The sequence below is a fragment of the Lentibacter sp. genome (genome assembly GCF_029254145.1).
Lineage (GTDB): Bacteria > Pseudomonadota > Alphaproteobacteria > Rhodobacterales > Rhodobacteraceae > Lentibacter.
On sequence record NZ_JAQWYD010000082.1, the window covers coordinates 15956 to 29932 of the forward strand.

The window sequence follows — 13977 nt, forward strand, 5'->3', positions numbered from 1 at the left end:
GGCTGGCGCTCTATAGCAGCGTTTTGAGAAGGCCAAAAACGGCGAGGCCAATCAGCAACGTCAGGCAGAAGGGGCGATAGTGACGCTCATATTCGGGCTTGAAGAAGGCGCGCCCCAGCAGGACTCCTGCGAGCATTGGCGGAGCGAAGGCGGCGAAGCGAGTGAGTGCCAAGGGCGTGATCATTCCGTACAGGAGCTGCCACAGGAACGTCAGCGCGCCCCCTATAAAGATGATTACGATCAGGGTTCCGCGCATGTTTTTGGGCGGCATTTGCAGCGCAAGTGTGTAGAGTGCAATCACGAGGCCACCGATACTGGCGAGGCCTGTGACGAAGCCTGAGAAGATTCCTGTGATGAACGTTGGCACTGGGGATGTTGTGAGGGGCAGGCGGACGCGCGCGAGCTGTAGCAGCGCGAGAGTGACGATCAGGCACAGGGCGATGATCTTTGAGAGTTCGGGATCAATCGTTGTGGTGAGATAGAGGCCTGAGGGCACGCCTATAAGCGCCCCTGACTGCAACGTGATGGCCATGCGTTTGTTGGCCTCGGAAAAGCCGCCGCGCATCAGCAGGGCGGCAGAGGCGAGCTCGAGCATGGTGCAAATAGGGATCAGTTCCACTGGGGGAATTGTACTGGCCAGCGCTGCCATTGTGAGCGCAGAGAGCGCAAAGCCCGCAAACCCGCGCACGACGCCTGCGACGAAAACGGCGGCAAGTGCGAAGGCCAGTTGGGCGCTTGTTAGGTCTAGAAGTTCTGTCACCTGTCACTCATGTCTACATAATCGCGCAGTTCGGGGCCGTTGTAGAGTGTGAGCGGGCGAATGAGAATATTGCCGCGCTGTTGCTCTATGCATTGAATAACCCACCCGGGCATGCGGCCTATCGCGAAAATAGGCACGTAGAGGTCCATCGGGATGCCGTGAAGTTGGTATATGACGCCTGAATAAAAGTCGACATTCACATTTAGGCCGTGACGCGAATAGGGCTTCATAGCCTCGACCACACCTTGCAGAATTTCGTACCAAACTGGAGCGCCCATTTCTTCGCCGAGCTTGCGAACGCCCTCGCGCATGTGGCGCGCGCGGGGGTCCTCGGCGCAGTAGACGCGGTGGCCAAATCCTGTGACGGCTTCGCGGGCGGCACGTTTGGCTTTGACGTAGGCGGCGGCCTTGTCTGGCGCGCCGATTTCTTGCACCATTTTCATCACATCTTCAGCAGCGCCGCCGTGGGCGGGGCCAGCGAGTGTGGCGAGGGCTGTGACCATGGCGCCGTGCAGGTTGGCCTCGGTTCCTACGGTCACGCGGGCGGCAAAGGCCGACGCGTTTGCGCCGTGTTCAGCGTGGAGGATGAAGTCCACATCTGCGAGGCGTGCGGCATCCTCAGACGGGCGTTCTCCTTTGAGCATATAGAGCCAGTTGGCGGCGTGGCTGAGTGAGGGGTCTGCGGGCACAGGCGCGCGGCCATTTCGGATATGTTCATGCGCCGCGATGATCATTGGGACTTGAGCGGTCAGGCGTATGCCGTTTTCGATAAAGGCGCCTTCACCCACGTTTTGACTCTGTGGTTCAAGCGCTGCGAGGGCTGAGACAGCTGTGCGCAAGACATCCATCGGGTGACCTGTCTTGGTGCTTTCGATGATGTCGTAGATTGCAGGTGGGAGGCTACGTGCGGTTTTGAGACGGGCGTCAAAATCGGCCAGCTCGATTGTACTGGGAAGCTCGCCGAAGATGAGCAGGTAGCAGACTTCTTCAAAGGTGGAGCGCGTGGCGAGATCGTGGATCGAGTAGCCGCGATAGGACAGTTCGCCTTTGGCACCGTCGATGTGAGACACGCCTGAACGTTCGAAGTAGATGCCTTTGAGGCCGCGGTTTATCTTGACGTCTGTGCTCATTGCTGGCTCCTTTGAGGAAAGTATACAGAGGCATACATGGAATTTTTGAAAAAAATTTATGGCGTGGCGCGGGAAAGGCCTAAACGAGTTGTTTTTCCGGAGGCGGATGAGCCGCGAATTGCCGAGGCGATGGCGCGGCTTGGGGCGGAGGGAATTTGTGAGCCGCTCGCTTTGGGTGATGTTACGGAAGCGCAGGTGCAGGCGCTTGTCATGGCGCGGGGCATGAAAGAAGTGATGGCGCGGCGTTTGCTCAAGAAGCCGCTATACCGTGCGGCAGCCATGGTGGCCGCAGGCGAGGCGGACGCCATGGTTGCGGGGGCCGACAGCCCGACACGGCGGGTGATTGAGGCGGCGGCGATGGCCATTGGACCAGCTGAGGGCGTGACTTTGCCCTCGTCTTTCTTTGTGATGCTGTTTCCTGACGGGCGTGAGATGATCTTCGCAGATTGTGCTTTGAACCTTGAGCCAAGTGCTGAGGAACTGGCGGATATTGCGCGCGCCTCACACGCGAGCGCCAAGGCGCTTTTGGGGCATTCTGAGGTTGCTATGCTGTCGTTTTCGACTGGCACGAGCGGCGCAGGGGAAAGTGTGGAGCGGGTGCGCACGGCGGCGGAACTTGCGGGGTTTGTTGGGCCTGTCCAGGGCGACGCAGCTTTAAACCCAAAGGTTGCTACCAAGAAGGGTATGGGGGCGGGGAATGCGAATGTGTTGATTTTCCCAAGTTTGGACGCGGGCAATATTGCGTATAAACTTGCGCAGGAGCTTGCGGGCGCACAAGCGCTTGGGCCGATCTTGCAGGGCTTTGCAAAGCCTGTCGGAGATCTGAGCCGTGGTGCGACCGTTGAAGATATTGTTGCCGTGAGCGCTATTGTTGTGGCGCAGGCGTAGCTCATGTCGCTTGGAGGAGGGAGGTCGCGTCGATCGCGATCTGACGCTCCTCATCGGCGGGGATAATATGAACGGGGAGGTCGCCGAGCCACGCAAGCTTTGCCATGATGCGTTCTCGGATGGGCGCGGAGTTTTCGCCGATGCCGCCCGTGAAGGCGATGGCGTCGACACCTTCAAGGGCCGCGATGAGACCGCCTGCTTGGTGCACCACAGAATAGACGAAATGCTCTACCGCGAATGCGGCGTCTGCTGAGGGGTCGGAGAGGAGCGCGCGCATGTCTGCTGTTATGCCCGAAAGGCCAAGCAGGCCGCTCTGTTTGTTGAGAAGCTCTGTAGCCGCGTCAAAGCCGAGCTCCTGCGCAATGCGTAGCACGGCCATGCCATCAATATCGCCTGTGCGGGTGGCCATTGTCGGGCCAGAGAGCGGCGAATAGCCCATTGACGTCGCGATGGAGCGCCCATCCTTGATCGCGCAGAGGCTGACGCCTGCGCCAAGATGCAGCGCGAGGAGGCGGTGGGGCAGTTTGTCGCCGAACTGTCGGACCATGCCTGCGTAACTGAGACCATGAAAACCATAGCGACGTATGCCTGCATCACGCTGTGCGCGCGGGAGGGCGTAGGCGGTGGCAACATCGGGTTGGGCGGCGTGAAAAGCGGTGTCAAAGCTTGCGAACTGGGCCAGATTTGGCAGTTTGGCGGTCACGGCAGCTATGCCTGCTAGGGCGGGGGGATTGTGCAGAGGCGCAAGAGGGACCATCGCCTTGATCTGTGCCAATGCTTCGGGTGTGATACGCATTGGTGCGGTGAGGCGGCGGCCGCCATGCACGACGCGGTGCGCAGCGCCCGTGATGTCTGACAGGGCAATGCCCCGCGCCCTGAGGCCCTTGAGCAGACAGTCGAGCGCTTCCCCGTGATTGCTTGTAGTTACATCCGTTTTGGTCTCGCCCAGTGCCATGCGACCTTGGCCGCCGACACCTGAGACATTGCCATCGACGACCAAATCAAGCGCCGCATTGAAGACCGCGAGTTTGAGCGAGGAAGAGCCTGTGTTGAGAACAAGGAGCATCTAGAGAGCTTTCTTTACCTGATGGGCCGAGATGGCGCCGAGGGCCGCGGAGGCAAGACGCGCGGCGGCTTCTTGAGAGCGGGATGTGAGCAGGATCGGAACACGCGCGCCGACGACAAGCCCGCCCGCGCAGCAGCCCATGCCAAGCACCATAAACTTGAAGAGGGCGTTTCCAGTCGTGATGTTGGGGGTGATGATGATGTCTGCATCACCAGCGACCGTGCTTTTGTAGCCTTTGATCTCGGCGGCCTGCTTGGACAAGATGAGGTCCATCGCGATGGGGCCAGCGACATCGGCTTGGGGCTGGTTTGCTTTTGCCCATTCGGCAATGCTTGCGCTTTCCATTGTGTTGGTGATGGAGGGCGTCGCGTCTTCTGAGGGGGCCAGAAGCGCGGCTTTTGGGCGGGTGATCCCAAGTGTCTGTGCGAGTGCAACGGCATGGGCGAGGCAGGCTTGGCGTGTCTCGATGCTAGGGTCTACGTTGAGCGCCGCATCGGTCAGAAGCAGGGGGCGATCGCTGTGGGGCGTGGTGATATGGAAAAGGTGGGTGCAGCGGGTATTCTTGTCGCGAAGGCCTGCTTTTGTGGGCAGGAGGCTTTTGAGAAAAGTCGAGGTATGGACCTGCCCTTTCATTATGGCGTCTACCTCACCTTCGCGGGCGAGTTCGGCGGCCTTTTCGCTGGCTTGGGCATGGGGCGCGTGGACAATCCGCAGATTGGAGATGTCATATTCGATCGCTGCGGCGGCAGCACGTATCTTTGCTGTGTCGCCTATTAAGATTGGCTCTGCGAGGCCAGCTTCAGCCGCTTCGCGAATGCCGAGAAGTGGTGTGACAGCGCCCGCATTGACCAGAGCGACGCGGGGTGTCGGCAGGTTCCGCGCTTGTGTGAGAAGGCGCTGGGGCGCGGTTGGCAAGGTTGTAGAGAGGAAGGGATATGGCGCTGTCATGGGTTTTCTTTCTTGTGATGTGCTCGCCGCCAGTATGGGGCGAGCACATCACAAACCTGTGGCAGTTGCCACCGCATTAGGCCTTCTGAGGCACCATATCCGCGGCAGAAATACCTGCAACGGCGACTGGTTTTTTCATAGCGTCGCGGCGGAAGGGCTCGCCGAGCTCTTGGTTGATCATCGCTTCAATCAGGGTTGTGATACCATTTTTCTGATCTGCACAGGCTTGGGCGAGCGCGGCTGTCAGCTCGTCCATTGTCCGCGCGACAACACCTTTGAGGCCACAGGCTGTGGCGATGCCGGCATAGCTCACTTGAGTGTCCAGTTCTGTGCCGACAAAGTTGTCGTCAAACCAGAGTGTCGAGTTTCTCTTTTCTGCGCCCCACTGGTAGTTGCGGAAGACAACTTGCGTTACCGCAGGCCACTCGCCACGGCCAATGGCTGTAAGCTCGTTCACCGCGATGCCGAAAGCGCCATCGCCTGAAAAGCCGACGACAGGCACATCGGGGCAGCCAATTTTGGCGCCGACGACTGCGGGGAGGCCGTAGCCGCAGGGACCGAAGAGACCAGGCGCGAGATACTTGCGACCCTCGTTGAAGCTTGGGTATGCGTTGCCGATCGCGCAGTTGTTGCCGATATCGGAGCTGATGATAGCATCTGCTGGCAGGGCAGACTGAATTGCACGCCAAGCCATGCGGGGGCTCATCCAGTCAGGCTTGTCAGAGCGTGCGCGCTTGTTCCAGTCGGTACCTTCGTCGTCGTCTTCGTGATCCATGCTGGAGAGCTGCTGCGCCCAGCGGGATTTGGTCTCGGCTATGCGGGCTTTGCGCGCGTCGCGGCCTTCGTCGCCTGCTGTCCCTGAGAGCTGGCCGAGGATGCCATCTGCAACCATGGCCGCGTCACCGACGATGCCCACTGTGACTTTCTTTGTGAGGCCAATGCGGTCGGGGTTAATATCGACCTGAATGATTTTGGCGTTAGCGGGCCAGTATTCCATCCCGTAGCCCGGCAGGGTGGAGAACGGGTTGAGGCGGGTGCCAAGGCAGAGGACCACATCGGCCTCTTTGATCAGCTCCATGCCTGCTTTGGAGCCGTTGTAGCCCAAAGGGCCGGCGAAGAGCGGGTGGCTGCCAGGGAAAGCGTCATTGTGCTGATAGCCAACACATACAGGCGCATCGAGGCGCTCGGCGAGAGCTTGGCTGGCTGCGATACCACCTGCGGATAGGACGACGCCTGCGCCGTTGAGGATCACTGGGTTCTTGGCGGTGCTGAGGAGCGCGGCGGCTTCTGCAACAGAGTTTGTACCGCCTGGTGAGCGCTCAAATTCGATTGGATCTGCGATTTCCACGTCAATCACTTGTGTCCAGAAGTCACGTGGAATGTTGAGCTGGGCGGGGCCCGAGAGGCGCTTGGCCTGCGCTATCACACGTGTGAGCACTTCGACGACGCGGGAGGCATCGCGGACTTCTTCTTGATAGGCGACCATATCTTCAAAGAGTTTCATCTGCTCGACTTCTTGAAAACCACCTTGGCCAATGGTCTTGTTGGCGGCCTGAGGCGTGACGAGGAGAAGGGGGGTATGGTTCCAGTAGGCTGTTTTGACAGCGGTGACGAAGTTTGTGATGCCAGGGCCGTTTTGGGCAATCATCATCGACATTTTGCCGGTGGCGCGGGTGTAGCCGTCGCTCATCATGCCAGCCGAGCCTTCATGGGCGCAGTCCCAGAATGTGATGCCTGCTTTTGGGAAGAGATCGGAGATCGGCATCATGGCCGAGCCAATAATACCAAAGGCGTGTTCGATACCGTGGCGCTGGAGGACCTTTACGAAGGCTTCTTCTGTCGTCATTTTCATTTGCGTTTTCTCCGAAAGGATCGCGGGATTGAGCGAGAATCAGACAGCGGAAGCGGCCTGATGATTGAGATTGAAATTACGGGTGTGGGAGCCATCGGGTTAGGGCCAGCCTTGGGGCGCGCTTAGGGCCAGTTTCGCAATGCCTCGCCGATGATGCGGACGCCTTCTGGGATTTTGGAGGCGGGGATCGAGCTATAGCCCAAGCGATAGTAATTTTGCGGCGCGCTGCCGCTTTCGAAGAATGGCGCGCCTGGTTCGATCAGGACGGAGCGTGTCTGGAGTTGCGCGGCAAGCTCTGTTGTGTTCACGCCTTCGGGGGCGCGCATCCAGAAGGCAGATCCGCCTGTGCCGCTTTGACCTGCCAGTTCCAGGCCATGCAGGTCCATGGCTTCGCTCATGACGCTGCGTCGCTCAGACAAAACGCCTGACATACGGCGGATCAGGGCGTCGTAATGGCCGAGGCGGAGGAAGTAGGCGGCAGTGCGCTGGATGTGCCCTGGAACATGGCGCAGGACAGAAGCGCGCAGGGCGCGGGCCTCGCGGATAAACGGGCGCGAGCCGACGAGATAGCCCAAACGCAGGCCGGGAAAAAGCGATTTGGAGAAGCTGCCCACATAGACGACACGGCCATCGCCATCGAGCGATTTTAATGCAGGTGACGGCGCGCCCGCAAAGGACATTTCAAATTCATAGTCGTCCTCGACGATCACGGCATTGATCTCACGAGCCTTGTTCAGAAGCGCGCTGCGGCGGGCGAGAGGCATGGTTGCTGTGGTTGGGCACTGGTGGCTTGGGGTGGCGAAGATAACATCTGTTTCGGGCGGAATATCTTGATGAATGAGGCCTTCACCGTCAACGCCTACAGGGGCGAGGTGACAGCGGGACTGATTGAGGATCGTGCGCAGAGAAGGGTAGCAGGGCTCTTCAAAAGCTGCTGTACGACGCTGGGTGAGCAGGACTTGTGTGGCCAGCCAGAGCGCATTTTGTGCGCCCATCGTGACGAGGATTTCTTCTGGTTCCGCAAGGATGCCTCGGCGCGGTAGGGTGTGACGGGCTATGAACTCGATCAGCTCGGGATCGTCCTGATCATAGTAGTCCGATGTCAGGGGCTCGAAGTCTTTTTGGCCTAAAGCCTGAAGGGCGCAGAGCCGCCAGTTGGCGTGATCAAAGAGTGTTGGATCGGTCTGACCGTAGATGAAAGGGTAGCGAAAGCGTGCCCAGTCACGTGGCTTTGTGTGAGGCGTGCCGCCCGAAAAGCGTTGGCCGATGGCACGAGACCAGTCGAGCGCCTCTTCGGCCTCCGGACGGGGCGGGAAGCTGAGCGGTTCGGGGGCATTGTCGGATACAAAATAGCCTGATCTGCCCTTGGAGCTGAGGTAGTCATTGGCCAGAAGCTCTGTGTAGGCCAGCGTGACCGTTATGCGCGAGACGCGCAAATGCTGTGCCAGTTTGCGCGTCGAGGGGAGCTTCTCACCCTGACGCAAACGGCCCGAGAGGATACCCTCTGCGACCATCTGTTGAATCTGGGCTTGCAGCGTGCCTTGCGCGTCTGGATTAAGAAAGAAGGTTTCTACCGAAATGGCCATGCGAGGTAGCTTAGGCTGGACTGAAGTGCTTGGCAATCTGGACTTACATCAACTGCATATTTAGGCGAGAGGGTCGGGGGCGATGTTTGCGCCACAGAGCAGCACTGCGACTCGCTCGCTTTTGGCAGGCGTATAGGCTCCGCTCGTGAGCGCAGCGAGGGCGGCTGCGCCCGCTGGCTCGACCAGCAGGCGGCGCTCCTGCCAGAGCGCTTTTTGTGCGGCGGTGATGGCTTCATCAGTGACAAGCACGCTTTCGCAGCTGTGCTCTGTCGCGAGATCATAGCAGATTTGGCCAATTTTTCGTGCGCCGAGTGCGTTGGCTGCGACGCCCGAGACCTGCACATCACAGGGCATACCCGTGGCCAGCGCCGCATTGAGGGCACAAGAGGTGACAGGTTCGACTGCCACTACTTTGCGCGCGCCTGCAAGCCAGCCAAGCGCTCCGCCGATCAAGCCGCCGCCGCCGACAGCTATGAGCACCGTGTCAGCTTGAAGACCTTGTTCGTCCCACTCGGCGAGGCAGGTGCCTTGGCCTGCGACAGTTGCAGGCGCATCATAAGCGTGAATTTGCATCGCACCTGATGCGGCCTCATACTCGGCAGCGGCGTCTGCGGCGTTGGCGTATTCACCCTTGACCACAGTAAGCTGCGCGCCAGTTCGCTCGATGAGCGCGATTTTTGAAGGCCCTGCCATTTCGGGCACAAAGATATGTGCGCTGTGGCCGAGCTTTTGTGCGGCGAAGGCCACGGCTGCGCCGTGATTTCCACCAGATGCTGCAACGATGCCCGCTTGTGGAACGGGGCCAGAGAGAAGGGTATTAAATGCACCGCGTGCTTTGAATGTACCAGTGTGCTGGAGCTGTTCGAGCTTCATTTCGATGCTGTATGATAGACCGAAACCTTCGGTGAGCATGACAGGCGTGCGCTGAACATAGGGCGCGATGCGCGTAGCGGCGGCGCTGATTTGGGCTTTCCATGACATTGATCACGTCTCCGTAACTGGCCTTTAAGGCGCGGAGCCTATAGGTCTTGGGCATAGGTGCAAGTAGGGAATGAGTATATGAATGAAGAGCGCATGAGCCCGTTTCGGGACGCCCACACAGACCGAGACACAGCCGAACAGATTTCCGACACGCCACAGACCCGCGCGCCAGCATATAGGCTGGCGTTTGCGGATGAGGATTTTATGTGTCGTGACGAGCTGCGCCCTGTGCGGCTGCAGCTTGAACTTCTCAAACCAGAGATGATTTTGAATGAGAAGGGCATTGAAAGCACGATCGTTTTGTTCGGTGGCGCGCGGATTCCCGAGCCAGACAAGAAGGGCTCTGCACGAACCAAAACGCTTGCGGACCTCAGCCGCTTTTATGACGAGGCGCGCACATTTGCGCGGCTGATGACGGCAAAGTCGATGGAAAGCTACGGGCGCGAAAATGTGATCGTGACGGGCGGTGGACCGGGGGTCATGGAAGCGGGGAACCGTGGCGCTGTGGACGCTGGAGGCCACTCTATCGGGCTCAATATCGTGCTGCCGCATGAACAAGCGCCAAATGAATATGTCACGCCGGGGCTTTGCTTTAACTTCCATTATTTTGCCATTCGCAAGATGCATTTCCTGATGCGTGCAAATGCGGTTTGTGTGTTTCCGGGGGGCTTTGGTACGCTCGATGAGATGTTTGAAAGCCTCACGCTTATTCAGACAGGTCGGATGAAGCGAATTCCGTTTCTGCTCTTTGGGCGCGATTTCTGGCAGAGCATATTAAACTGGGACGCGCTCGCAGAGGCGGGGACGATCTCGCCAGAGGATTTGGATCTGTTCCGATTTGTGGATACGGCAGAAGAGGCTATGAAAATCATCGAAAATTGGGCGCCTGCGAGTGCGCGCGAGGATATTCCGGGGCGCTAAACCTTTTGAGAGAAGGGCCGCTGTTTGTGCGACCCTTCTCGGGCACTCAAGCTGTGAGGCTTTCGCGGGTCTTGCTGATCATCAGCGCGGCTTGTGCAGCTTCGCGGCCTTTTTGTACAAAGTGCTCGGCATAAATTGCGATGTGGTGATCGGTGTCTTGAAACTGATGCGGCGTGAGTGAAACGCTGAGAATGGGCACGCCCGTGTCAAGGCCCACACGCATAAGACCATCAACGACAGCCTGCGCAACGAAATCGTGGCGGTAAATTCCGCCGTCGACGACAAGCGCTGCAGCGGCAATGGCGACGTAGCTTCCCGTGGTGGCGAGGTCGCGGGCCATGAGCGGCATTTCGAACGCGCCTGGAACATCAAAGACATCAACGCGCTCTGGCGGGATGATCTGTGTGAAACCATCAAGTGCGCGATTCACTATATCTGCGTGCCAGCCTGCCTTGATGAAGGCGTAGCGGGGCACTGTCTGTTGAGGTGTCATGTGTTTCTCCTTTTGACTTCAGACACGTGCCCAGAGCTAAAAAGGGACAACACAGCTCTGCGGGCAAACCCACATCACTCTGCTGCTCTCTCCCATCCGGACTATGACCGTCGGCTCTGGAATTGCACCAGATCTGCTGACCCAAGTGCCTTGCGAACAAGGCACGAAGCGCTCGCGGGCTTACCTTTGACTTTCATCGCGGGCTTACCGCCGGTGGGGAATTACACCCCGCCCTGAGAACGCCGCGAACGTGGCATAGATTGAGAGGGGTGAAAAGGATATTTGAAGTAAAAGGTGTGGGCAGGTTATTGAAACGCCAAGCCTGCCCTGATCTCACCTGTGTGTTGCCCTGCGAAGTTGAGGATCGGGGCGTTCAGGCGCTTCAATGTCGCTGGGTGATTTGGCTCTAGTACACCTAAGCGCACGAGTATGGCCGCGATGGCGCATTCGGCGCCGCGTATGGAGCCGTCAACGATCTTGAGTGCGACGCCGATTTTCTTTTCGGGAACAATTGCTATGAAGAAAGCTTCTGCGCCCGTTTTGAGAGTTACGCGGCCATGCATTGCATGCATGAGTTCTGTGCAGGCGCGACCATTGCCTGCGACCAGTTCCGGGTAGGTGCGCATCGCGTCGCGGAGGCGGGCGGCGGCTTTTTGACGGGTGTTGCCACCATCGGTTGCGCTGGCGAAAAATGCCATGGCACGGGCGATGCCGTGAAGGCTGGCGGCGTAGTTGGGCGCAGAGCAGCCATCTATGCCATATCCAGGGCTTGTTTCTTCGGTGAGATCTTCGAAAGCGGCGAGGCAGGCTTTTTGCACAGCGTGGGACGGGTCGACATAGATCGGGTCTTTGCTGCCAAGATGTTGGCTGAGGGTAAGGAAACCTGCGTGTTTTCCCGAGCAGTTATTGTGATAGCGGCAGGGTGAGCTATCGGTTTTGTGCATCAATATGAGGTCGGCCTCGTCACGGGGCGTTTGTGGGCCGCAGTTGAGATCGTCATCGGAAAGGCCCAGGTCTTTGAGCCAGCTTTGGACGCGGTCTGTGTGCATGGGCGCGCCTTGGTGGGACGCGCAGGAAAGCGCGAGCTGTTCGCCTGTGAGGCCAAAGGCATCGGCGGCGCCGCTTTCAACAAGGGGCATAGCTTGGAGCATCTTCGAAGAAGAGCGCGGCAGCACGATTGCGGAGGGATCGCCCCAGCTTTCAATGATCTCGCCGCCTTCGCCGCAAACGACAGCATGGCCCATGTGAATGCTTTCCAAGAAAGGTCCACGCCAAATTTCGGCCATTGATACAGGTGCGTTCATGTCATTCTCCCAAAAACGTGTGCAAGTTTCCGCCAATTCCTCTTTCGTGTGTGGCAGTTTTCAGGCTAATGTAGCAATGTCGAGTGGAAATCGGCCCGATTTAAAAATTGGCAAAAGCCGCGGGTCAAACGGAATTGAGGCAACGGACAGCTGGAGGCTGGACAATATGGTATTACGATTTGCGCAAACTATGGCTTGTGCCGCATGTTTTTTTGCTGGGACAACAGGCGTTTATGCTCAAGAAACAAGCACCAACCAGGTTGCAACAAAAACGGCTTGGGCTGTGTTTGAAGATGCGAACCCTAAAGAGTGTTGGGCGGTCAGTTCGCCCAAGGAGACGGTAAATTCAAAAGACGGGCGCGTGGTTGCTGTGCGCCGTGGAGATATCCTTTTGATGACGTTTTTCCGCCCTGCAGCCAATGTGACGGGTCAGCTGGCCTTTACGGGCGGGTATCCTTTTGCGTCTGGTTCGACTGTGAACCTTGCAATTGATGGCGCGAGTTTTGAGCTATTCACCGATGGGGAATGGGCTTGGGCGGCGTCTGCTGCGGATGATGCGAAGATTGTCACGGCACTGAAGCGTGGAACAAACGCGATTTTGTCGGCCCGTTCGGGACGTGGCACACTGACCAAAGACACGTTCTCGCTGTCGGGCTTTACCGCGGCAGTGGAAGATGCGGAGAAGCGCTGCAACTAAGGTTGTCAAGAACGAGAGTTCTAAAGCGCTGGGCGAAGGCTCGGCGCTTTTTCTTTAGGGCCAGCCTATCAGTATTGCGCGGAAGTCGTTGACGTTGGTCCCTGTGGGGCCTGTGAGGAAAAGCGCATCTGCAGCGGCGAAGGCTGTGTAAGCGTTGTTCTGAGCGAGGGCTTCTGACGGCTCTACCTCGGCCGCGCGAATGGCCTCGGTGGTTTGACCTGTGGCGAAAGCGCCTGCGTTGTCTTCAGAGCCGTCTATGCCGTCTGTGTCAGCCGCCAGCGCATTGATCCCTTCCGTGCCTTCGATGCCAAGGGCAAAAGCGAGGAGGTATTCAGTGTTTCGCCCTCCACGGCCTTTATTTTTGAGTGTTACGGTCGTTTCGCCACCTGAAAGGATGAGACGGGGGCCTTGCGCGGCAACCGCAAGGTGCGCGTGTTCTGCGCCGAGGGTGCTGGCTTCGCCCTCAAGGTCATCGCCGAGAATATCGACGAGCCAGCCCTTAGCTTTTGCAATATCTGCGGCGGCAGCGAGAGACCGAGCGGCAGAGGCGATTACGTGGACTTCGTTTTTGAGAAAAGCGGGGGCTGTGGGCGCGGGCGGTGCGGGGGCTGTGGCGAGATAGTCGGCAAGCCTTGGCGGCAGCGCAATGTTGTAGCGTGCCACGGCAGCGAGGGCTTCTTTGCGGCCTGAGGCGCATGGGACTGTGGGGCCTGAGGCAACTTGGGCAGGATCATCGCCAGGCACATCTGAGACGATGAGCGAGACGACAGGTGCAGCTGTATTGGCGATGAGCCGACCGCCTTTGACACGGCTGAACATTTTGCGGATCGCGTTCATGGCGCCGATGGGTGCGCCGGAGGCGAGAAGCGTTTGATTCAGCGCTTGTTCGTCTTCCAATGTGAGACCATCAGCGGGCGCAGCGAGCAGGGAAGAACCACCGCCGCAGACAAGGGCAATAACGAGATCGTCGGTGGTGAGGTGCGTGAGTTCGGTGAGAAGTGCCTCTGTTGCTGTGAGGCCTGCCGCGTCGGGGACGGGGTGTGAGGCCTCGAGTACCTTTATGTGTTGGGTTTCAGCACCAAAGCCGTAGCGGGTCACAACTGTTCCTGTCAGCGGAGCGTCCCAGAGCTGTTCCAGTGCAGCCGCCATTTGGGCAGCCCCTTTGCCTGCCCCAATCACCACGGTGCGGCCTTTGGGTGGCGCTGGTAGGTGAGTGGCGAGGGCCTCAAGCGGATCAGCCGCCTTGATGGCGGCCTCGAAGAGGGAGGTCAGCAGACTTCGCGCGCGTGTATCCATCGGCGCAGATTAGCGAGGCGCGCGGGAGTATCAATGGAATATCTTGGGTGGGGCC

13 protein-coding genes and 1 riboswitch are annotated in these 13977 nt (G+C 58.7%); of the genes, 3 read left to right on the forward strand and 10 right to left on the reverse strand.

Annotated features, from left to right (window positions below; genetic code table 11):
* Nucleotides 1-10 precede the first annotated feature (10 nt).
* Together P8O11_RS09495 and P8O11_RS09500 are read right to left on the reverse strand one after the other, a co-directional pair.
* Nucleotides 11-760: a sulfite exporter TauE/SafE family protein gene (locus P8O11_RS09495; RefSeq protein ID WP_300293861.1), complete on the reverse strand. Its 750-nt coding sequence runs from the start codon at nt 758-760 to the stop codon at nt 11-13.
* Complete coding sequence (locus P8O11_RS09500) at nt 757-1890, reverse strand: citrate/2-methylcitrate synthase (RefSeq protein ID WP_300293862.1); 1134 nt, start codon at nt 1888-1890, stop codon at nt 757-759. The genes P8O11_RS09495 and P8O11_RS09500 overlap by 4 nt, the downstream gene beginning before the upstream one ends.
* 36 nt (nt 1891-1926) lie before the next feature.
* On the opposite strand from P8O11_RS09500, the gene P8O11_RS09505 reads away from it, so the two are divergent.
* On the forward strand, nt 1927-2778 hold the full coding sequence (locus tag P8O11_RS09505; protein ID WP_300293863.1) for a phosphate acyltransferase: 852 nt from the start codon (nt 1927-1929) through the stop codon (nt 2776-2778).
* 1 nt (nt 2779) lies between these two features.
* On the opposite strand, the gene P8O11_RS09510 is transcribed toward P8O11_RS09505, so the two are convergent.
* From P8O11_RS09510 to P8O11_RS09530, 5 genes are all read right to left on the reverse strand, one after another.
* Nucleotides 2780-3844, reverse strand: a complete 1065-nt coding sequence (locus P8O11_RS09510; protein WP_300293864.1) for an acetate kinase — start codon at nt 3842-3844, stop codon at nt 2780-2782.
* A complete protein-coding gene (locus tag P8O11_RS09515; RefSeq protein ID WP_300293865.1) occupies nt 3845-4792 on the reverse strand; it encodes a phosphate acyltransferase in 948 nt (315 codons plus the stop codon). It abuts the gene before it with no gap.
* Between the two features lie 76 nt (nt 4793-4868).
* Nucleotides 4869-6644, reverse strand: coding sequence for a sulfoacetaldehyde acetyltransferase (xsc, locus tag P8O11_RS09520; RefSeq protein WP_300293866.1), 1776 nt, complete (start codon nt 6642-6644; stop codon nt 4869-4871).
* Nucleotides 6645-6766: 122 nt separating this feature from the next.
* On the reverse strand, nt 6767-8230 hold the full coding sequence (locus P8O11_RS09525) for a PLP-dependent aminotransferase family protein (RefSeq protein WP_300293867.1): 1464 nt from the start codon (nt 8228-8230) through the stop codon (nt 6767-6769).
* 60 nt (nt 8231-8290) lie between these two features.
* Nucleotides 8291-9211, reverse strand: a complete 921-nt coding sequence (locus P8O11_RS09530; RefSeq protein ID WP_300293868.1) for a threonine/serine dehydratase — start codon at nt 9209-9211, stop codon at nt 8291-8293.
* 78 nt (nt 9212-9289) lie between these two features.
* Here P8O11_RS09530 and P8O11_RS09535 point away from each other — a divergent pair, with 78 nt between their 5' ends.
* Complete coding sequence (locus P8O11_RS09535) at nt 9290-10132, forward strand: TIGR00730 family Rossman fold protein (protein WP_300293869.1); 843 nt, start codon at nt 9290-9292, stop codon at nt 10130-10132.
* A gap of 46 nt (nt 10133-10178) precedes the next feature.
* Here P8O11_RS09535 and P8O11_RS09540 read toward each other — a convergent pair whose 3' ends face one another.
* Both P8O11_RS09540 and P8O11_RS09545 read right to left on the reverse strand, forming a co-directional pair.
* Nucleotides 10179-10625, reverse strand: a complete 447-nt coding sequence (locus P8O11_RS09540) for a 6,7-dimethyl-8-ribityllumazine synthase (RefSeq protein WP_300293870.1) — start codon at nt 10623-10625, stop codon at nt 10179-10181.
* Between the two features lie 80 nt (nt 10626-10705).
* Nucleotides 10706-10870, reverse strand: a riboswitch (FMN riboswitch).
* 60 nt (nt 10871-10930) lie between these two features.
* The gene (locus P8O11_RS09545; RefSeq protein ID WP_300293871.1) at nt 10931-11929 is read right to left on the reverse strand and encodes an asparaginase; all 999 of its coding nucleotides are present in this window, start codon (nt 11927-11929) and stop codon (nt 10931-10933) included.
* Nucleotides 11930-12119: 190 nt separating this feature from the next.
* Between P8O11_RS09545 and P8O11_RS09550 the strand changes: the two genes are divergently transcribed.
* Nucleotides 12120-12626, forward strand: coding sequence for an invasion associated locus B family protein (locus tag P8O11_RS09550; protein WP_300293919.1), 507 nt, complete (start codon nt 12120-12122; stop codon nt 12624-12626).
* 54 nt (nt 12627-12680) lie between these two features.
* On the opposite strand, the gene P8O11_RS09555 is transcribed toward P8O11_RS09550, so the two are convergent.
* The gene (locus tag P8O11_RS09555; RefSeq protein WP_300293872.1) at nt 12681-13922 is read right to left on the reverse strand and encodes a glycerate kinase; all 1242 of its coding nucleotides are present in this window, start codon (nt 13920-13922) and stop codon (nt 12681-12683) included.
* Nucleotides 13923-13977 lie beyond the last annotated feature (55 nt).

Coding starts and splice junctions, on each gene's coding strand:
- P8O11_RS09500 (WP_300293862.1), bottom strand. CDS start 1,890: ATGAGCACAGACGTCAAGATAAACCGCGGCCTCAAAGGCATCTACTTC.
- P8O11_RS09505 (WP_300293863.1), top strand. CDS start 1,927: ATGGAATTTTTGAAAAAAATTTATGGCGTGGCGCGGGAAAGGCCTAAA.
- P8O11_RS09510 (WP_300293864.1), bottom strand. CDS start 3,844: ATGCTCCTTGTTCTCAACACAGGCTCTTCCTCGCTCAAACTCGCGGTC.
- P8O11_RS09515 (WP_300293865.1), bottom strand. CDS start 4,792: ATGACAGCGCCATATCCCTTCCTCTCTACAACCTTGCCAACCGCGCCC.
- xsc (WP_300293866.1), bottom strand. CDS start 6,644: ATGAAAATGACGACAGAAGAAGCCTTCGTAAAGGTCCTCCAGCGCCAC.
- P8O11_RS09525 (WP_300293867.1), bottom strand. CDS start 8,230: ATGGCCATTTCGGTAGAAACCTTCTTTCTTAATCCAGACGCGCAAGGC.
- P8O11_RS09530 (WP_300293868.1), bottom strand. CDS start 9,211: ATGTCATGGAAAGCCCAAATCAGCGCCGCCGCTACGCGCATCGCGCCC.
- P8O11_RS09535 (WP_300293869.1), top strand. CDS start 9,290: ATGAATGAAGAGCGCATGAGCCCGTTTCGGGACGCCCACACAGACCGA.
- P8O11_RS09540 (WP_300293870.1), bottom strand. CDS start 10,625: ATGACACCTCAACAGACAGTGCCCCGCTACGCCTTCATCAAGGCAGGC.
- P8O11_RS09545 (WP_300293871.1), bottom strand. CDS start 11,929: ATGAACGCACCTGTATCAATGGCCGAAATTTGGCGTGGACCTTTCTTG.
- P8O11_RS09550 (WP_300293919.1), top strand. CDS start 12,120: ATGGCTTGTGCCGCATGTTTTTTTGCTGGGACAACAGGCGTTTATGCT.
- P8O11_RS09555 (WP_300293872.1), bottom strand. CDS start 13,922: ATGGATACACGCGCGCGAAGTCTGCTGACCTCCCTCTTCGAGGCCGCC.